The organism is Brevibacterium sp. LAARM3_SD1 (assembly GCF_057364765.1).
In genome coordinates this window covers 40484-60603 of the sequence record NZ_JBNFOL010000016.1, presented here as the reverse complement: position 1 = coordinate 60603, position 20120 = coordinate 40484, and the positions used below count along the sequence as shown (strand labels likewise).

Genomic DNA, 20120 nt, shown 5'->3' with positions numbered 1-20120 from the left:
ACACTCAGACCCGGGTGGCGTTCGCGACGGTCGGGATCAGCTTCCTCTTCCGCCCCTCGGGCGCATTCCTCGCAGGCCACTTCGGCGACAGGCTCGGCCGCCGGGTGGTCCTCATCATCACCCTCATCGCCATGGGTGCGGCGACCGCGCTCATCGGCTTCCTGCCGACCTACGAATCCGCAGGCATCCTGGCTCCGATCCTGCTCATCGCGCTGCGCATCGTCCAGGGCATCTCGGCAGGCGGAGAATGGGGCGGAGCCGTCCTGCTCGCCGTCGAACACGCGGACAAGAGATCACGTGGACTGCACGGATCGTTCCCGCAGATCGGGGTGTCCATCGGACTTCTGCTGTCCTCGGGCGTCCTCGCCCTGATGACGTCGATCGCCCCGGGTGATGCCTTCCTCGAATGGGGCTGGCGAGTGCCGTTCTTCCTCTCCATCGCGCTCGTCTTCATCGGCTACTGGATCCGCCGCGGAGTCGAGGAATCTCCCCTCTTCCACGAGATCGCCGAGCGCAAGGAGCAGGTGTCGAACCCTCTGGGCAAGCTCATCAAGGGCCACTGGCTGCTCGTCGTCCTCGCCTCGGTCATCTTCATGGCCAACAGTGCCGCGGGGTACATGACCACCGGCGGATACATCCAGAACTACGCCACGGATCCAGCCGGCCCCATCGGCCTCGAGCGCGGCCCCGTGCTCTGGGCCGTCGCCGCCTCGGCGGTGTCCTGGCTGGTGTTTACGATCATCGCAGGCGCCGTCTCGGACAAGATCGGGCGCCGGAACACCTACATCCTCGGGTGGGCGCTGCTGCTCATCGGCATCTTCAGCCTGTTCCCGCTGGTCAACACGGGTTCGACGGGCATGCTCCTGCTCGGGCTCGTCGTCCTCACTGTCGGCCTCGGCTTCACCTACGGTCAGCAGCCGGCGATGTATGCCGAACTCTTCCCCTCCAGTGTTCGCTTCTCCGGGGTCTCAGTCTCCTATGCGATCGGATCGATCCTCGGTGGTGCCTTCGCTCCGACGATCGCAAAGGCCCTCGTCTCATCGACGGGAACGACCACCTCGGTGGCGGTTGTACCCGGGCATCGTCACCGTGCTCTCACTCACGGCGACGCCGCTGCTGCGCGACCGCACCGGCATTCCGCTGGGACCCGACCACGAAGACGAGCAGTCCGTGAGCCCGATCATCGGGGTCGGTTCGCCGCAGGTGATCAGCGACGACGTGATGTCGGCCACCCCGAAAACCTCAGATCGTATATGAACTGATAGCATTCAAGTATCACGACGACGTGTCAAGAACCGGAGGTTGACATGCATTTCCATCAGAACGGCTATGTGTCCGCAGACCCGCGGATCGAGGAGGCCGCTGGGTACGGAATCGATCGCGCAGAGGATCTGCCCGATGAGGTCGATGTCCTCATCGTCGGCAGCGGTCCGGCGGGGATGATCGCGGCGGCCCAGCTCTCGCAGTACCCAGACGTGAACACGCGGATGATCGAGAAGCGCGATTCGCGGCTGGTCATCGGTCAGGCCGACGGCATTCAGGCCCGCTCGGTCGAGACCTTCCAGGCGTTCGGCTTCGCCGAGGAGATCATGCGCGAGGGCTACCACATCACGGAGATGTCGTTCTGGAATCCGGATCCGAGAACCCCGAGAACATCATCCGCACCGGTCGGCCCAAGGACGACGAGTACGGGATCAGCGAATTCCCGCACCTCATCGTCAATCAGGCACGCGTTCTCGACTACTTCGCTCAGTTCGCCGCCCAGTCCCCCGGGAAGATCACGCCCGACTACGGGATCGAGTTCGTCGACCTCACGGTCGACGGGGACGCTCCGGCCGCCTCGGCGAAGGATCATCCGGTGTCCGTGACCGTCCGCTACACCGCCGGCGAGCGCGTCGGTGAGGAACGGACCATCCGCGCAGGCTACGTCGTCGGCTGCGACGGAGCACGGTCGAAGGTGCGGTCGGCGATCGGCCGGACGTTGACCGGCGATCAGGCCAACCATGCCTGGGGTGTGATGGACGTGCTCGCGAATTCGGACTTCCCCGATATCCGCACCAAGTGCGCGATCTCGTCGAAGAACGGCAATATTCTCCACATCCCCCGCGAGGGCGGGCACCTGTTCCGGATGTACGTCGACCTCGGCGTCGTACCCGAGGATGATGCACGGAAGGTGCGGTCGACGAGCATCGACGAGATCATCGACCGCGCCAACGCAATCATCGCGCCCTACAGCGTCGATGTGAAGAAGGTGGCCTGGCATTCGGTCTACGAGGTCGGGCACCGGCTCACGGATGCCTTCGACGACACCGACGAGACCGATCCGGCCTCTCAGTGCCCGCGCGTGTTCATCACCGGCGATGCCTGCCACACCCACTCGGCGAAGGCCGGACAGGGAATGAACGTGTCGATGCAGGACGGGTTCAACATCGCGTGGAAGCTCGGTCAGGTCATCTCCGGCCGATCGTCGACGGAGCTGCTGCGCACCTACTCTGCCGAACGTCAGGTGGCGGCGAAGAACCTCATCGACTTCGACAAGGAATGGTCGACGCTCATGGCGACTCCGCAGGAAGAGCTGCCGGAGTCGACGTACCTCGAGGACTTCTACGTCAAGACCGCAGAGTTCCCCGCCGGCTTCATGACCGAGTACACGGAGTCGATGATCACGACGCCGACGACTCATCAGGAGCTCGCCGCGGGATTCCCGATCGGCAAGCGGTTCAAGTCGGCTCGGGTCAAGCGCAGCTGCGATGCGAACTTCATCCATCTCGGGCACGAAGCCCGCGCTGACGGGCGCTGGCGTGTCTACGTCTTCGCCGATCGGGCCGCTCCGGTCGTTGACGGCTCCGCCAGTGGCGACGGCGCAGCCGGCGAGTCGAAAGTGGCGGCGCTGGCTGCGTGGCTCGAATCGGATCCTGCCTCTCCCCTGGTCGCCTACCGTCGGGACGGTGAGGACCTCGACGCCCTCGTCGAACTCAGCGTCATCTACCAGCAGGAACACAAGGAATTCGCCTTCCCCGATGTGCCGACGGTCTTCCGTCCGCATATCGGCGCCTTCGATCTTGAATACGTGGAGAAGATCTACGCGACCCTGCCCGATGAGGACATCTTCGAGGCCCGTGAGATCAGCCGCGACGGCGCCGTCGTCGTGGTCCGCCCCGACCAGTACGTCTCAGGAATCTTCCCCTTGGATGCGCACTCCGAGATCGGCGACTACTTCGCGAAGGTCTTCGAACCCGTGAAGTGATACAGCCCTCTTTCCGCCCTCAGTCGAATTTCGGTTCGCTGAGACTCAAGCGCCCTCGACCGTGTGTCGGGGGCGCTGTGCATTTGCCGCGAATCCGCAGATACCGGCCGCGGCGAGTGAGGCTGCTCCGATGAGCCACAGTCCGAAGCCGAAGGACGGCCGTCCAACTTCCATGCCCCCGATCGGCGTGCCGTCGGGCAGCTGACCGTCCCACATAATCGTCGGAGGGTTGAGAAGGATGGCGACGAAGATGAGCACGATGAGCGCGGCGATGAGCACGGCCGCCACGTTCCACCACTGGTCAGCGGCGAAGCCGAGGCCGAGCGCGGCAAAGCCGACCACAATCGCCCAGAGGAGAATGAAAGGCGGCAGCATTTCACCGCCGTCATCGAACGTCAAGTCCCCCAGCGAGGTCAATCGGATGCGAGGGCCGACGCCGTTGAAGCTGTCGACGACGGGGATGAAGATCGTGGCGATCCACATGGTGACCGCGATGAAAGGCAGCAGCCGGGCCAGCTGTTGCAGTTTGCGTTGGCGTCGGCGAATGATCTTTTCCGGCGGACGCTTTGCCTGCCGATGCATCTGCCGCTGCCTCTGCCGATCTATCCGCCGCCGATCGCTGAGGAGTCCGCTGATGCCTGCGGCAACGAGTGCAAGGCAGCCGAGCGTCCAGAGATAGTGGCCCTCTGACGGATACCCGACGATGAAGGCACTGAGCTTTTCGCCAGCGGCATCGGTGCTGGTCACCCGCTCTCGCGGAAGATCGGTGACCATCGTCGCCTGCTGGATGAACAGGCCGACTCCGGCTGCCACCGACAGAAGAGGCCAGTGGGCGAAGGTGTCGAACCGTTTCGCGGTAGTTGCGCAGACGAGAACGACCACCCAGGGCAGGATGATTTCCGGGGTGAGGTCGGCGAGATCGAAGGGTACCCGTCCGAGCGATGTCACCGTGAGTCGATCATCACCATGGTCGCCGCTGTCGAAAAGCGGTACCCAGATCATCAGCACCCAGCAGGCCAACGCGCCCCACGGCAGCCGTTGCGCGAGGCGGTGCGTTCGGTTCCCTCGGGGCCATGGGGTGATTCTCGAGTTTGCGTGGTGAACGGGTGCTGCTTCTTCGCGCAGTGCTGTCCCACTACCGGGGACAGCCCTCCTCCGCCTGACGTCGCCGAGGAGGCCGCAGACTCCCGCTGCCAGCAGACAGAGACAGCCGATGAGCCACAGCCCTGCGCCAATCGACGGTTGCGCGACGACCGTCCCGAAGATCGGCCGCCCCTGATCGTCGACGGCGTCCCACATGATCGTCGGCAGATTCATTAGCAGTTCGGCCAGGACAAGGAACACACAGAGACTCAGAAAGAGGGTGCCGACGGACCACATACGTGCGACGACGTCCGGCCACGGGTGCATATCTGGCTGAGACCGGACGGTGAGGAGTAAGGCAGAAGCTGCGCACGCGAAGACCCCGAGTGCGACCAGGATGTACGGCATACGAGCTTCTTCGAGGTCGAAAGGCGCTCCACCGAGGGCAGTGACGATGATGCGCGGCGGGTGCGGTGATTCGGAGGTGTCCTCAGCACTGGCGCAGATTGGCACCCACAGCATGACGATCCACAAGCAGAGGGCAGACAGAGACAGCGCTTGGGCGGATCGCAGCAGCCATCTGCCGTCCGCGACTCGCACCGTCGCGGGGCGAGCCTCACTCGGCGGGACCATGGCGCTTCGACATGCAGCGTTTGATCCGTTCACGGCGATAGTGGTCCTGTTGGGCGGCGGCGACCAGACCACAGATTCCGGCGGCGAAGAACAGAAGGCTCCCGAGCACCCAGAGGCCGAACCCGGCCGCGGGATAGGCAACTTCCATGCCGCCGGTGGGCGTGCCATTGGCCGTCTGCCCGTCCCACATCATGATCGGCGGGTCGGCGACCATCTGCAGGAGACGCAGCCCCAGCACTGTGCCAAGGACGATGGCCGCGATCGACCACCACTTCGATGCGGAGAGCAGCCAGGCGGTGAACACTCCGGTGAGAATGATGATCCAGAGCACGAGGTAGACCTCGTCGAGGTCATTCATGTCGATCGGCGAGAACCCGAGCGATGTCACGCGGATTCGCATCGAGCCAGGGCCTCCGCTGTCGAGGACCGGCACGAAGATCGTGATCACCCAACACACCACCGCCCCTAAGGGGAGCACACGCGCCACGAGGTTGAGACTTCGCCCCCGCGCAGTCGTCAGTGGTGTGCTGTCGTGTTTACCCGCCCCGTCCATAACCACGATTCTCTGCAATATCCATGTGACAGGTGTTCCCGCCATGTTCCAGATCCGACACGTGTTCCAGATCCGACACGTGGCTCAGTCCGACCCGTAGACAGCCTGCACCAATTCCTGCTCGACCGAGCTGCCTCCGCAGTCCCTTCCGGTCGGCCGCCGGTGCGCATTGCGTCTGCGCCACTCGGCGATCTTCTCGGCACGGGTGCAGTGCCGCGGCGGCAGCTGGTCGGGCAGGACGAAGCTCGGGGCGATCGTTTGGAACTCGATCGGAAACTCCCTCTGTGTACGAGGTTCCTCACCCGACGGAGGCGACTCGTCCCGCGGTGTCTGTTCATCTCGCTGCGGTTCGAGGAATCGGGAGAAGGTCTGCCTCCAATCGGTCTCCGGCGGCGATTTTCCGGGTTCGGACACTGCTTCGGGACGCGGGAACCGCATGCGGCGGACCACCGCGGGAGTGGTCACCTCGTAGGATCGTCCGCTCGGCGTGGTGACGCGAAGCCCTTCGGCTGTCGCCTCGTGCTTCCACCCGGGATGTTCCTTCGCGTAGTTGCAGGATGCGCACAGCCCTGAACCGTTCTCCCAGGTGGTAGATCCGCCTGCGGCGACGGAACGGGCATGATCGGCATGCCGGATCGGAGCATCGCACCACGGAGTCCGGCACACATCGTCGCGGAACGTGATCATCTGCCGCAGCCGCCCGGTGAACTCTCGGCCCTTCGCGTCCATCCCCACCAGCTGCCCGTCATCGGGGCGAGTGAAGACCCGGCTGATGAACATCTTCGCCTCATTCGCGGCGATGAACTTCCGTGCCGTCTTCGCCGGCAGCGGTCCGAACCCGGGCAGCCAGGCGGGTACGAGCCCGTCAGAGAGCAGGGATTCGGCTTCGACGAGCAGATGGATCTCCGCGGGCACCGCCGTCGCACTCGTTTGGCCGCTCAACCGTTCGACGAAGGCGTCGGCGAGCACCTGCTGGCGATTCCGCCCGCCTGCGTCACCGGCGGCAGTGATCGTCTCGGCACCGGCTCTGAGGCTCTCATAGGCGGCGACGGCCTGTGGAAGCGGCAGGATCGCAGAGATCCTGGCCATCCCGTCGTCGATCACGGTCATGGTCACGCGACGATTGGTCACGGCTTTCGCTGCCCGCTTCGCGGCCGCCTCGGCGTCCATCTCCGCACTGATGGCACGCACTTCGGAGCGCAGGCTGCGCAGCCCGGACGGTTCGAGACTGCGCTTCATCCGCGTATCGACCCTGCGTCGATCGGCTGCGTCGAGGACCGCGGTCTCGTCGACCATGATGCGCGCTTTGTCCTCGGAGATCTCCCCTTTGGACAGGGCTTTGAAGGTGTTGGGCATGCCGATGACGATCGAGCGGGCAGTGCTGAGGAACTTCCGGCCCGATCCGGGCGAGACCTTCTTCGCCAGTCCGACCTCGTCCCCGGCGCGTTTTCCGCAATCGATCGCGGGCACCCGGTTGAGCCGGTCCCGCTCGATGCGCAGCGCTTCGAAGGCCACCGCCTCTTTCGACTGTGCGGCGACGACAGCGGATCTGAGTTCTTCGAGAGCTGTGATCCGCTCGAGTGTCTGTGCCTCGGTGCCGCCTGGGTCGAGACCGCGCAGGAGCTCACCGAACCGAATGATCTCGGTCAGCGGATCCGGAACCGGCGCTGGTTCCCGTGCGGTGTCGACGTCCATATGAAAACGGTACCCGTCGGCACTGACACGACTTCGCGAACGGCCCCGAAGGACCCAGTACGGCCAGGTCAGATCCTATTTCAGATTCAGCCGACTCCGCGCTGGATGCGGTTGAGGATCATGTCCATGGCGACGATGTTGTGGCCGCCGTCGGGGATGATGAGGTCGGCATTGCGCTTCGACGGCTCGACGTAGAGTTCGTGCATCGGCTTGACCGTGCCCAAGTACTGATCCTCCACCGACTGCAGGGTCCGCCCGCGGTCGACGACATCGCGTTTGATCCGGCGCAGCAGGCGCACATCGGCGTCCGTGTCGACGAAGAGCTTGATGTCGAGCAGCCGGCAGATGCGCGGTTCGGCGAAGATGAGGATGCCTTCGACGATGATGACCGGCGCGGGTTCGACGCGCGTCGTCTCGTCGCTGCGGTTGTGGATCGAGAAGTCGTAGACGGGGCTGTCGACCGCTTCGGAGTTCCGCAATGCGGTGAGATGCTCGACGAAGAGGTCGTTGTCGAAGGCATCGAGATCGTCGTAGTTGACCTTCTCGCGCTCCTCGTAGGTGAGCTCGTCGCGCCGCTTGTAGTAGTTGTCGTGGAAGAGCACGGACGGCGGTCCTTCGCACTTGTCCAACAGCGCCTGAGTCAGCGTCGTCTTTCCGCTGCCGGTTCCGCCGGCCACGCCCACAACCAAAGTCTCCACGGCACAAATATAGACCACGACCTCCGCCGAGGCTGCTCCCGGCTTCCGTAATCATCCGAGGCTGCGGGTCAGCTGGGTCCACAGCTCCTGGTCGAAGCGCCGCCGGCCCAGCAGACCGGCCATATGTCTCACCGCATTGTCGACCTTGCCGCGCCAGACCTCGATCGCCGTCTTCGCATCCGTCCTGCTGAGCGCACGGAACATGGCCCGATCGTCACTGACGATGCGGTCGCTGGCCGGTGAGTAGTCGAGCTGCAGAATGGAGATGAACAGGCGCAGCCGCAGAGTCAGGGCTTCGAAGGCACGAGCCGATTCCCGCAGGCCCGAAGCACGGGCCAGCTCCTGTTGGAAATGGAGGTCGGCGTCCTCGACATCGATTCCGCTGCGCGTCGGCGCCGAGGCTTCGACCTGCCGCAGGGCCAGCTGCACGGGCACGAGGTAACGCTGCGGACGCAGCGCCAGGGACCTGAGCACAACCTCCCCGATGGCCATGCGTGCGGCGTAGAGGTCGAGCACGTCGACGGTCGTGATCAAAGGAATCCGCGCGCCACCGCGGGATCCGTCGAGCAGTTTGTCATCGACCATCCTTCGCAGCGCCGCATCGACCGAGGCCCTGGGCACCTGCATTCGGCGGGAGAGCAGGCGCGGATTGATCCGGTCCCCCGGCTCATATCCGGAGTCGATGATCTCCTCGCGCAGCGCGATCGCCAGATGCTCGGTGATCGATCGGGTCTCCTTCGGCAGCCACGACGATATCTCCATTGAGTCAGAAGTAATAGAACTTCTCCGAGGCTCGTACGGGGCCGATTCCCACCACAGCACACCTTCGAGTCCGTTCCGGACGCGGTCGGCGAGCAGATCGAGCAGGGACCCGGGGATGTCCTGACACTCGCCGAGGCGGGTCTTGAGTGCGCTGACGAAATCATCGAAATCCGCGCACGCCCTCACCCTGGTTCCCGCCCCGCCGGAGAGGTCGTCAGGAACCTCGCCGAGGGGGTCGAAGACGAGGAAGTCACCATCACCGTCGAGCAGGTCGAGCAGTTCGGCGGTGGGCACCTGCCGATGCTCGCTGTCGAAACGCTGCGCCCACCGCCCGACGCCCGCGGTGCGCAGGGCCGCGGTGATTCCCGCGATGCGCCGCTGAATTCGCCGAGGCGGCACAATCGTCGCGGACTCTCCGCGAGGGTCTCCCCCACCTGCATCGTTCCTGCGAACGCCGACGATGACGAGGGGAAACCCGCTGGCCGCGAGGATGAGCTCCGCGGCACCGGCCACCTCGGCGACGGGGACCGTCAGCGCCCGCACCGACCGGGAGACGATGCTCTGACTCAGCCCCGTCGCCTCGGCCAGGGCACGAGTCGAATAGTCCCGTCCGGAGATTCTGGCCCCCGCGGTGGCAACGAGGGCTTCGACCACCCGATCGGCGGTCTCCTGGATCGGCGGGCGGCCGCTGCGGGGACGATCCGCGAGGTCGGATCGGCTCGCCCAACGACGCAGGGTCGACGGTGATGCTCCCGTGCGCGCAGCCGCCTCGGCGAGCGTCGACGTCGTCAGCAGCGCCACGGCGTCACGACGGAACTCAGCGGAATACATCACTCTATCTTAGGACTTCTGACTCAAACATTCACGGCGGTCGACTCCATCTCTTCACCCCCGGATTTCGGCGGCGCATACTGATCTCACACCCAGGTTCCACGGTCAGCGCCGACGCGTGAGAGCACCGAATCCGAGCACCGAAGGAGCACAGTTGCTGCACACCGAAACCGACCTCGCCACGCTCACTGCCCAGTCGATCGACACCGTCCGCCGGTGGCTGCGAGTGTCGACGTCGATGACCACGGCGAAGAACCCCGCGGCCGAACGCCTCTCCGCCGTCCTCTCCGACGACAACGGGCTCGACTTCACCGTCGGATTCGTCGATCGGGTCGTGCGCACCGATGATGTCCACGCCGCCGCCGACGCGCTGACCGAGGTCGGCAAGCTCGCCCCCGAAACGATGTCCTACCTCGACCGCGCACAGATCAAGGCCGGCGCCGCGCTGGCCAAGATCGCCCCGCAGGTCGTCGTCCCCGCCGCCCGCACTCGCCTGCGTCAGATGGTCGGTCACATGGTCGTCGACGCCCGCGACAAGCAGTTCGGCAAGACCGTGGCCGCACTCACCGCCGATGGTCACCGGCTCAACATCAACCTCCTCGGCGAGGCCGTGCTCGGTGACGGCGAAGCCGACAACCACCTGGAGCAGACCCACCGGCTGCTCGCCCGCGACGATGTCGACTACGTTTCGGTGAAGGTCTCCTCCGTGGCCTCGCAGATCTCGATGTGGGCCTTCGACGAGACCGTCGACTATGTCGTCGACCGCCTCCGCCCGCTCTACCAGCAGGCCGCGAAAGCCCCGACCGGCGCGAAGTTCGTCAACCTCGACATGGAGGAGTACCAGGACCTCGAGCTGACGATCGCCGTGTTCACGCGCCTGCTCTCCGAACCGGAGTTCAAGGATCTCGAGGCCGGAATCGTCATCCAGGCCTACCAGCCCGATGCGCTCGGCGCGGTGCAGCGGCTGAGCGAATTCGCTTCCCGCCGCGTCGAGAACGGCGGGGTCGGGATCAAGGTCCGCCTCGTCAAGGGCGCGAACCTGGCGATGGAGACCGTGCATGCCGAGATCGCAGGCTGGCCTGCGACAACGTGCAATTCGAAGCAGTCCACGGACGCGAACTACAAGCGGGTCCTGCACTGGCTGTTCACCCCGGAGCGGATGAAGGGCCTGCGCATCGGCGTGGCCGGGCACAACCTCTTCGACATCGCCTTCGCCCACCACCTCTCCGTCGAGCGCGCGGTGACCGACCGCGTCGAGTTCGAGATGCTCCAAGGCATGGCCAGCGAGCAGGCTGCGGCCGTGACCGAGGACGTCGGAGACCTCCTCCTCTACGTTCCCGCCGTGCACCCGAAGGAGTTCGACGTCGCGATCTCCTACCTCGTGCGTCGCCTCGAGGAGAACTCGGCGTCGGAGAACTTCATGTCCGGAATCTTCGACCTCGCCAACGGCAATGACGTGTTCAAGCGCGAAGCCGACCGGTTCACCGCATCCGTCAACCAGCTCGAATCGATCCTCGAGACCGAGGGTGAGACCGCACCGGCCCCGAACCGCCACCAGAATCGTCGACCGAAACTCTCGGTGAGACCGTGGTGCCGACCCAGTTCTTCAACGAGCCCGACACCGACCCGGCCCTTCCGGCCAACCAGGAATGGGTGCGCAGGATCATCGCCGAGGCGACCGCCCCCGGATATCTCGATGACCGTCCGAATGCACCCAAGGTCGGTTCCACGGACGAGCTCGATGAGATGATCGCCCGCGGTCGCGCCGCCGCTGCGGATTGGCGGGCCCTCGGTGCTGCCGGTCGAGCCGAGATCCTCCACCGAGCCGCGGATATCTTCGCGGCCCGTCGCGGCGAGTTCATCGCCGTCGAGGCCGCCGAGGTCGGCAAGATGCCGTCGCAGTCCGACCCCGAGGTGTCCGAGGCCATCGACTTCATCCGCTACTACGCGCTGAATTCGCTCGAGCTCGAGGAGCTCGAGGGCGCGGAGTTCACCCCGGACGAGATGGTCGTCATCACTCCCCCGTGGAACTTCCCCGTGGCGATTCCCACCGGCGGCACCGTTGCGGCTCTCGCTGCCGGATCCGCAGTCATCCACAAGCCTTCGAAGCCGACGCCGCACTGTTCGGCGCTCATCATCGACTGCCTGTGGCAGGCCGGAGTGCCCAAGGACGTGCTGCAGCTGTGCGCACCGATCGAACGGGAGATCGGCCAGCACCTCGTGTCACATCCCGATGTCGACCGGGTCATCCTCACGGGTGCGTCCGAGACCGCGGCGATGTTCAAGTCCTTCCGTCCCGAACTCCACGTCAATGCCGAGACCTCGGGCAAGAACGCCCTGGTCATCACCCCGGCGGCGGACCGGGACCTCGCCATGGCCGACCTCGTGTATTCGGCCTTCGGCCATGCCGGACAGAAGTGTTCGGCCGCCTCGTTGGGGATCATGGTCGGATCGACCTACGATTCTGAGCGCTACCGTCGCCAGCTCATCGATGCCGCCTCGTCGATGGTCGTCGATTGGCCGTCGAACCTCGCATCGACCATGGGCCCGCTGACGGAGGACCCCTCGGAAAAGCTGCGTCGGGCGCTGACGTCGCTCGAACCCGGCGAATCCTGGCTGCTCGAGCCCAAGCAGCTCGATGATTCGGGTCGTCTGTGGAGCCCTGGTATCAAGGACGGGGTCAAGCCCGGTTCGTTCTTCCACCTCACCGAAGTCTTCGGTCCGGTGCTCGGTCTCATGCATGCGAAAGACCTCGATGAGGCCATCGAGTTCCAGAATGCCGTGGACTTCGGTCTCACCGGCGGCATCCATTCCCTCGACCCCGAGGAGGTCGCCACCTGGCTCGATCGCGTCGAGGTCGGCAACGCCTACGTGAACCGCGGTATCACCGGTGCGATCGTGCGTCGTCAGTCCTTCGGCGGTTGGAAGCAGTCCTCTGTCGGACTGGGGTCGAAGGCCGGTGGCCCGAACTACCTCATGCTCTTCGGCCACTACGCAGATGCGGGCAACCAGGATCTCGAGGCGGCCAAGGCCGATGACAAGCGCTGGTTCGAGGCGGAATTCGGTGCGGCGAAGGACCACACGGGACTGCGCGCGGAGGCGAACATCTTCCGCTACCGACCCCGCCCGGTGACCCTGCGCGTCACCGCCGAGGCGAGCCTGTTCGACCTCGAACGCTCCCTGCACGCAGCCCGCACGGTGGACTCGCCGGTGCAGCTGTCCGTGGCCGAGGATGTGCCCGCAGAAGTGAAGATCGCCGTGACGGATGCCGGTGTTCCCGCCCGCACCGAGACTGCCGCCGAGTTCGCCGAGATGGTCGGCCAGGGTCGCTACGACGACACCGTGGGGGCTCGCATCCGCGTGCTCGGTCGGTTCGAGGACGAGCTGCTGGCCGCAGCCGCGCCTCGCCCGGAGGTCGCGATCATCGATGAGCCGGTGACCACATCGGGACGTGTGGAACTGCGCTACTACGTGCAGGAGCAGGCGGTGTCGATGACCTTGCACCGCTTCGGCAACCCGAGCCGCGACTTCCACGAGCTCGCCGCCGAACTCAAGGGCTGAACGCGAGCCTCTCACTGAAGGCGGCCCGGCTCCTCGCAAGGGGAGCCGGGCCGCCTTCGTCTGTGGCTTCACGCAACCCGCGAGGACCTCAGAACCAGTTCTGCTCGTCGGCGGTCAGCCAGCTGATCGGATTGACATTGCGGCCGTTCGACATCGCCACGGACAGGATGTTGGCCAGATAGCGATCTTCGGAGATCTCCAGCGGCCTGCCCGCGCTGTCACGACTGCGGCGCAGGTGACGCAGCAACGGTCGCGCGGCGGCGACACCCAGGAGGGCAGCGTCCTGTTGGCCGCAGACGGTGGCTGAGAAGACATGATCGGCACCGGCGAACACGATTCCGTACTGCTGAGCGAGGCTGCGGCTGACCGATGCCGCATCACCGGGAATCTTCTCGACCATCTCGCCGAGCTGCTCCGGGTAGCTCGTCCTCTCGACCATGACCTTCTCCCCGTCGAGCAGACGCACACGCAGAACCCGCAGCACACGTGCGCGGGGGTCGACTTTGAGCGCCGCGGCAGTCTCCTCCCCCGCGATGCGCCAGTTCTGCTCGATGACATGACCCCCGGGAGTCCGTCCGTGTGCACTCGCCCACTGCGCGAAGCTGCGGAATTCCTCAGCCACAGCAGCCGGACGGGGACGTCGCAGCACCGTCTTGCGTGCACCCCGGCGGCCTCCCAGCGTGCCCTCGCTGACCAGCAGACGCAGGGCTTCGCGCACCGTGCCGGGAGCGACTCGGTATTCGGCGGCCAGAGCCGCTTCGGATTCGAGGCTCTGCCCCACCTGACGAGCCCCGGTGCGAATCGATTCCCGCATCTGCTCAGCGATCTGCTCGTACCGCGACCCGCCTGATCCGGACGGCTGCCGCTGCGACTTGGTCACGCCCTAGTCTCCTTCCAGTCCCGCCAACATGCACAACACCGCATACGGTGCTGTGCATCTACGCTACCCCACGCTCCATTCCGACGACGGCATCAGAAACATATTCTCCCTCCATCCTGATTCGCCGTCATAAGCGAGCGGCACGTCTTCACCCGCACGACCCGATCAGGTCACTTTCTGTTCACACCTCACTGGTGAAGATATGTATGTTTAATGATCCTCACTAGTGACCTGGGTTGTCTATCTGCGAACAGTTCCCTATCGTGGATGGGGATCGAAGCACCTCGAATGAGAACAACATGCGCTTGCGCACAAGCCCGAAAGGCGAGTACGACGATGCTCAAACACACACGAAAGCTCACAGCTGTCCTCGCAGTGGGCGCTATGGCGGCCCTGTCCGGCTGCGGTGGCAGCGGGGAATCTGAGGTATCCGCCAATTGGCGAGCGGCGACGTCGGTCGAAGACGGCGGGGGCATGGACGCTCTCGTCGAAGCGGCTCAGGCGGAGGGATCGCTCAACGTCATGGGCCTCTACCCCGATTGGGCCAATTACGGCGGGCTGCTCGACACGTTCGCGGAGAAGTACGACATCGAGATCGACAACGACACCTCGACCGGCGCGAGCCAGGACCTCATCAACGCGGTGAAGAACAGGCAGGGGCAGGAGACCTCTCTCGACTATCTCGACACGGGCGAATCCTTTGCCGTCGATGCCGCCGAAGAGGGCCTGCTCGCCGAGTACTACCCTGAAACCGCCGATGACATCCCCGAGAACATGAAGTCACCGGACGGCACCTGGTTCAACCACCTCGGCGGGACCATGGCCATCGGCTGCGACGCCGAAGCGGTGAAGAAGTGCCCCACGAGCTTCGAGGAGCTGCTCGACCCGGAGTACAAGGGCAAGGTCGCTATGCGCGGAAACCCGACTACGGGCGAGGCCGGCTTCATGGCCGTCGTCGCCGCGTCCCTGGCCAACGACGGCTCACTCGATGACATCCAGCCGGGCATCGACTACTTCGCGGAACTCTCGGACAAGGGCAACCTCGTGCCGACCGAGGCCGAGGCCGGTACGTTCGAGACCGGTGAGACGCCGATCGCCGTCAACTGGGACTACCTGCTCCTGCAGTGGGCGGACGACCTCGCTGACGGCGGGGTGGACATGTCGATCTCCATCCCGTCGGACGGCACTGTCGCCTCCTACTACGCAGCATCGATCAACGAGGATGCACCGCACCCGGCAGTTGCTCGCCTGTGGCAGGAGTTCGTCTTCAGTGACGAGGGACAGAACCTGCTGCTCGAGGGGTATGTGATGCCCGGACGACTCGACGCCATGGTCGAATCCGACACGGTCGACGACGATGCGCTGTCGAAGTTGCTCGATGATGCGGTGGACCAGACAGCGCCGCAGCCGACTCAGGAACAGCGGGATTCGCAGCAGAAGGTCCTCGCCGACAACTGGGCGAAAGCGATCGGATGACCTCAGTCCCACAGTCGCTGCCGCACACCGGTGGGCTGGCCGGAGAAGATCCCTCTCCGGCCATCCCACGGCGCAGGCGAAACCCCTCACCAGCCCTGACGGCTCTGACACCGATCACGATCATCATCGTGCTGTTCTTCGTGATTCCGATCGGCGGAATGGTGGCGACATCGTTCCTCGTCCCGGGCAGCGAACCGGGGACGAAGACCTTCGGCCTCGACAACTACACCTCACTGGGTTCGGGTTCGCGCTCGATGGCCCTGGGCAACAGCCTGCTGCTGTCGTTCACCGCCGCCACGGTAGCCGCGGTCTTCGGCGGCATCTGCGCCTGGGCGATCTCGACCGTGAAGTCGAAGATCGTCGACTCCATCACCGCAGTCATCTCCAGCGTGCTGGCCAACGACGGAGGCGTCCCTCTGGCGTTCTCCTTCATCGTCGCGGTCGGCAACACCGGCTACTTCACCGCGCTGATCACTGCGGTCGATTCGACGTTCACGCTCTACAGTGTCAAGGGCCTGATCCTCATGTACCAGTACTTCCTCATCCCCACGATGATCCTTCTCACGCTGCCCAGCTTCGTCGCGCTCAGACAGCAGTGGCGTGAGGCCAACACCTCCTTGGGCGGCACCGACCTGACCTTCTGGCGCCGAGTCGGACTGCCGGTGATCACCCCTGCCCTGCTGGGCGCCTGGCTGCTGATGTTCGGCTCCGCCTTCGGCACTCACGCCTCGGCGGCGGTGCTCATCGGCACGGGCGGCTTCCCCCTCATCCCACTCGAGATCGCCGGCCAGCTCGCAGGCTCTGCTGCCACCGGCGGAGAAGGGGTGGCCATGGCGCTGGGTGTGACCACGGGAGCGATCGCCGTCATCGTCCTCGTTGCCTTCAACGCACTGACGAAGAGGAGCGCCAAGTGGCTCGACACCTGAACAGCTCTCCGCGGATGAGGAGATTCTTGGCCTGGCTGCCACTGGCGGCCCTGGCGATCTTCATCCTCACACCGCTGTTGAGCTCGCTGACCTACTCGTTCTTCCGTGCAGACGGCAGCTTCACCACATCCGGGCTCACTGGTCTGGCTGACTCAGGAAAGATCGTGGCCCCGCTCATGCGCAGCCTCATCGTGTCGGTGCTCGCCGCCGTCATCCTCGTCGTCACGTTGGTTCCCGCGGTCGTCGCCGTCCACCTCTGGGCGCCCCGGCTGCGATCGGTGCTCAGCATCCTGTGCACCCTTCCGCTGGTCGTCCCGGCAATCGCGATCGTCGCCGGGCTCTCCGCGGTTCTGCGCAGCCTCGCATCCCAGGGACGCGGCAGCCTCGGCATGCAGCTGAACACCATGCTGCAGTCCCAGGACCTGCCGCTCGTGCTCGTCGGCACCTACGTCATCCTGTGCCTTCCCTTCACCTTCCGGTCGATCGATGCCGGACTGTCCACCCTCCCGCTGCGCACCCTCTTCGAGTCCTCGTCGATCCTCGGCGCCGGACTGGGAACCACGCTCCGCCGGGTCGTCATCCCCAATATCCGCGGACCGGTGATGTTCTCCCTCTTCTTCACCTTCGCTCTGTCCATTGCGGAGTACACGGTGGCCGCGACCCTGTCGATCAACACACTGCCGGTCTTCCTCAACACGCTCTCGAGCACGAACTTCCGCGGTTCGATCACGCTGTCCGTGCTGCTCAACCTCACCACGTGGCTGCTCTTGGCCGCTGCAACCGTGAGCGCATCGCGCTTCGGTCACCGACCGAACGCTGTGAGCGAAGACGATGAGACCGAGGCCGACGACCCGGCCCCCTCTCCGGCCGCCGCCTCAAGAAAGGACGCTGTGACCTCATGACGATCTCTGACCGCACTCGACCATCGCCCGCGGCCCCGAGCAGTCGAACGAGCCCGAGTCCGTGCGCTTCGAGCACGTGGACAAGTCCTATGGCAGCACAGAGGTGCTCAAGGACTTCAACATCGACATCGAGGCCGGCAGCATGGTCAGCTTCCTCGGCCCTTCGGGCTGCGGCAAGACGACGACTCTGCGCATCCTCGCCGGTTTCGAACCGGTCAACGGAGGTGACGTGCTCGTCGGCGGCGAATCCGTACTGAAACTGCCGCCGAACAGCCGGGACATGGGCATGGTGTTCCAGAGCTACAGCCTGTTCCCCAACCTCAGTGTCAGCGACAACATCGAATACGGTTTGCAGATCCGCAAGGTCGATGCCGGAGCACGGCGCCGACGCACCGAGGAACTCCTCGAGATCTGCGGGCTGACCGGCATGGGCGGCCGCTTCCCGCATCAGCTCTCGGGAGGCCAGCAGCAGCGCGTGGCTCTGGCCCGCGCATTGGCCACCCAGCCGAAGGTCCTTCTGCTCGACGAGCCGCTGTCGGCACTCGACGCCTCGGTCCGTTCCTCACTGCGTGAGGAGATCCGGCGGGTGCAGCAGGCGCTGGGCACCACCACGGTCTTCATCACACACGATCAGGGAGAGGCGCTGGCGATCGCCGACCGTGTGGCCGTGATGAACGGCGGCAGGATAGAGCAGTACTCCGCCCCTCACGAGGTGTACTCCTCCCCCGCCACCGCATTCGTCGCCCGCTTCGTCGGATCGATCAATGAGTTCGCCGTCGGCCGCGATTGGACGATCCGGGACCGCCTGCCCGTTGAACCCGCACCCGATGACACCGTCTTCGTCCGGCCCGAGAACCTCGCGATCAGCGCGGCCGCTGACGGCTTCCTCGAAGTCAAGCACAGCACCTACACCGGCGAGCGCACGATGGTCCACCTCGGTCTGCCCGGCGACCACAGCGCACAGTGGTCGGCATCGCTGGCCTCCGCTGACGCCGACGCCATGCGACCGGGACTGCGCATCGACGCCTCCGTCACCGCCGAGCCCGCACTGCGCCAGGGCCGCAATGACACCGAAGGACTCCGCGCATGAGCGGCTCTATCACCGGCTTCTCCGGTGCCGTCTTCGACTGCGACGGTATCCTCGTCGACTCCGAAGCGCCCTGGATCGAACTCATGGGAGACTACCTGGAGTCGATGGCCGCAGACGACACCGCAGCCGAGGATCTTCGCGGACTCACAGCAGCCGAAGCCGTGGCGCGACTGCAGCAGGTGCATAAGAGCCTCGGTTCCCCCAGCGATGTCCGACCGCCGACAGCCGAGGAGGTCGACCGCGCTTACAGCGCCGCTCTGGAACACGTCACAGCGCCCATGCCCGGTGCCCCCGAACTCGTGGCATCACTGTCAGGCAGCATCCCGATCGCCGTGGCCAGCAACGGTCGCAGCGGCGACGTGCGCGGCCTCCTCGAGCGAGCAGGCATGCTCGACCTCTTCGACGCGATCATCACTATCGACGATGTCGACCAGGGCAAGCCGGCGCCGGACCCCTACCTGCTGGCCGCACAGCGACTCGGGTTGGCCGCCTCTGCGGTGGTCGCCTTCGAGGACTCACCGGTGGGGTCACAGGCAGCTCACACGGCCGGATGCACGGTGATCGGAGTCAACAGCGATCCCAGCATCGAACTGGCCGGCGAGGTGCGGCTGCGGCACTTCGCCCAGCTGCGCTTCGACTCTCGAACCCGCACGCTCCTCCTCGACTCCGACAACTGACCACCCACCCGATGCCGATCATTGGAGAAGATCCCATGCCCGCTGAGACCACTTTCACCCTGCAGACATGGAACGTCTGGTACGGCGGTCGAGAAGTCGACTTCGGCCAGGAGAAGCAGTACGCGATCGCAGCGCAGTTCCCGGCAGACGTCCTGGCGCTGCAGGAGTGCTGGGGCAGCGCTGCGGAGAACCTGGCCCCGAAGCTGCTGGCGGATCATGCGCAGCGCGGATGGGATACAGCCGTGCTCAGCACCGGGCAGCTGACGCCGGTGGACACCAGCACGCTGCCCTACGCTCAGGCCGCACTCGTGCGACCGCTGCCGGACTCGTCGCGGTTCCTCGTGTGGTCCGTCCACCTCGCGCCGTACCCCTATGCGGTCTACCGAGCCCTGCAGGGTGAGGGCCAAGAGGTCGCCGATGCCGAGGAAGCTCCTCGTCTGCAGCAGATCGAAGAGATCCTCTCCGAGACTGCCCGCATCAGCGCTGAGGTCGACGAGGAGGACCTGCCAGTGGTCATCTGCGGTGATTTCAACACCCCGTCCACCGTGGATTGGGCGGCGCGCACCGACCGACCCGATATCGCCTGGCGCTCTCCCGATGCGCTGCTGGCCGCCGGATTCACCGACACCTTCCGCGCGATCCACCCCGACCCCGTCGCTGCGCCGGCCGATACCTGGTCTCCGATCGAACCGCTCACCCGTGCCGGTCATGAGGAGAAGCCCGAACCGGGCCGCACCGACGGCGCCGAACCTCGTGATCGCATCGATTTCATATTCTCCCGTGGCCTCGACATCGTCGACAGCGTGATTCGCGGCTGCAGTGCCGAAGGCCTGGTCGAAGACGGGTTCGTCGATGTAGGCGGCCGCTGTGAACTCATCCCGAACCAGCGGCAGAACCGCTTCCCGTCCGATCATCAGCTCGTTGAGACGAGGTTCGCCTTCCGCAGCTGATCGGTGGGAGCGGCGCAGCGGCTGCACTTGAGGACACCTGCGGAGGGGAACTGCCTTCCATTCCGAGTCACTGGTACTTCACTCCGTCGCGCCCTCGGCCGCGATAGCCCACACTGAAGCCACGTCGTCGGAAGCCGTAGTACAGTCAGTTCACAT

The 20120-nt window shown here is 65.2% G+C and carries 14 protein-coding genes and 2 pseudogenes; 10 read left to right on the top strand and 6 right to left on the bottom strand.

Annotated elements, in window-relative coordinates; genetic code table 11:
* Positions 1-14: 14 nt before the first annotated feature.
* Positions 15-1257, top strand: a pseudogene (locus AC2W7L_RS10710) (MFS transporter); the annotation flags it as partial.
* 50 nt (positions 1258-1307) lie between these two features.
* Positions 1308-3247, top strand: a pseudogene (locus tag AC2W7L_RS10705) (FAD-binding monooxygenase).
* Between the two features lie 45 nt (positions 3248-3292).
* On the opposite strand, the gene AC2W7L_RS10700 reads toward AC2W7L_RS10705, so the two are convergent.
* The 5 genes from AC2W7L_RS10700 to AC2W7L_RS10680 form a co-directional block, all read right to left on the bottom strand.
* Entirely contained in the window at positions 3293-4852 is a 1560-nt protein-coding gene (locus AC2W7L_RS10700) for a hypothetical protein (protein ID WP_486004453.1), read from the bottom strand.
* Between the two features lie 94 nt (positions 4853-4946).
* Positions 4947-5411 carry a hypothetical protein gene (locus AC2W7L_RS10695; protein ID WP_486004452.1) on the bottom strand — a complete coding sequence of 155 codons (465 nt, stop codon included), beginning with the start codon at positions 5409-5411 and terminating at the stop codon, positions 4947-4949.
* A 189-nt stretch (positions 5412-5600) separates the two neighbouring features.
* Entirely contained in the window at positions 5601-7211 is a 1611-nt protein-coding gene (locus AC2W7L_RS10690) for an HNH endonuclease (protein ID WP_486004451.1), read from the bottom strand.
* A gap of 86 nt (positions 7212-7297) precedes the next feature.
* A complete protein-coding gene (udk, locus tag AC2W7L_RS10685; protein WP_486004450.1) occupies positions 7298-7909 on the bottom strand; it encodes a uridine kinase in 612 nt (203 codons plus the stop codon).
* A 51-nt stretch (positions 7910-7960) separates the two neighbouring features.
* Positions 7961-9502: a GntR family transcriptional regulator gene (locus AC2W7L_RS10680; RefSeq protein ID WP_486004449.1), complete on the bottom strand. Its 1542-nt coding sequence runs from the start codon at positions 9500-9502 to the stop codon at positions 7961-7963.
* 154 nt (positions 9503-9656) lie between these two features.
* Here AC2W7L_RS10680 and AC2W7L_RS10675 point away from each other — a divergent pair, with 154 nt between their 5' ends.
* Both AC2W7L_RS10675 and AC2W7L_RS10670 read left to right on the top strand, forming a co-directional pair.
* Complete coding sequence (locus tag AC2W7L_RS10675) at positions 9657-11252, top strand: proline dehydrogenase family protein (RefSeq protein WP_486004448.1); 1596 nt, start codon at positions 9657-9659, stop codon at positions 11250-11252.
* Complete coding sequence (locus AC2W7L_RS10670) at positions 11249-13063, top strand: aldehyde dehydrogenase family protein (protein WP_486004471.1); 1815 nt, start codon at positions 11249-11251, stop codon at positions 13061-13063. Before AC2W7L_RS10675 ends, AC2W7L_RS10670 begins: the two co-directional genes overlap by 4 nt.
* A gap of 88 nt (positions 13064-13151) precedes the next feature.
* Here the strand turns inward: AC2W7L_RS10670 and AC2W7L_RS10665 are convergent, their stop codons facing one another.
* Positions 13152-13943 (bottom strand): GntR family transcriptional regulator, encoded by a 792-nt coding sequence (locus AC2W7L_RS10665; RefSeq protein WP_486004447.1) that lies wholly within the window; start codon positions 13941-13943, stop codon positions 13152-13154.
* A 474-nt stretch (positions 13944-14417) separates the two neighbouring features.
* Between AC2W7L_RS10665 and AC2W7L_RS10660 the strand changes: the two genes are divergently transcribed.
* From AC2W7L_RS10660 to AC2W7L_RS10635, 6 genes are all read left to right on the top strand, one after another.
* Positions 14418-15419 carry an ABC transporter substrate-binding protein gene (locus AC2W7L_RS10660; RefSeq protein ID WP_486004446.1) on the top strand — a complete coding sequence of 334 codons (1002 nt, stop codon included), beginning with the start codon at positions 14418-14420 and terminating at the stop codon, positions 15417-15419.
* A complete protein-coding gene (locus tag AC2W7L_RS10655; protein ID WP_486004445.1) occupies positions 15416-16345 on the top strand; it encodes an ABC transporter permease in 930 nt (309 codons plus the stop codon). The genes AC2W7L_RS10660 and AC2W7L_RS10655 overlap by 4 nt, the downstream gene beginning before the upstream one ends.
* Before the next feature lie 26 nt (positions 16346-16371).
* Positions 16372-17247 (top strand): ABC transporter permease, encoded by an 876-nt coding sequence (locus AC2W7L_RS10650; RefSeq protein WP_051504997.1) that lies wholly within the window; start codon positions 16372-16374, stop codon positions 17245-17247.
* Between the two features lie 61 nt (positions 17248-17308).
* Positions 17309-18337: an ABC transporter ATP-binding protein gene (locus AC2W7L_RS10645; RefSeq protein ID WP_486004444.1), complete on the top strand. Its 1029-nt coding sequence runs from the start codon at positions 17309-17311 to the stop codon at positions 18335-18337.
* On the top strand, positions 18334-19014 hold the full coding sequence (locus AC2W7L_RS10640) for an HAD family hydrolase (RefSeq protein ID WP_486004443.1): 681 nt from the start codon (positions 18334-18336) through the stop codon (positions 19012-19014). The genes AC2W7L_RS10645 and AC2W7L_RS10640 overlap by 4 nt, the downstream gene beginning before the upstream one ends.
* A 35-nt stretch (positions 19015-19049) precedes the next feature.
* Positions 19050-19964, top strand: a complete 915-nt coding sequence (locus AC2W7L_RS10635; protein ID WP_486004442.1) for an endonuclease/exonuclease/phosphatase family protein — start codon at positions 19050-19052, stop codon at positions 19962-19964.
* The last annotated feature ends 156 nt before the right edge of the window (positions 19965-20120 follow it).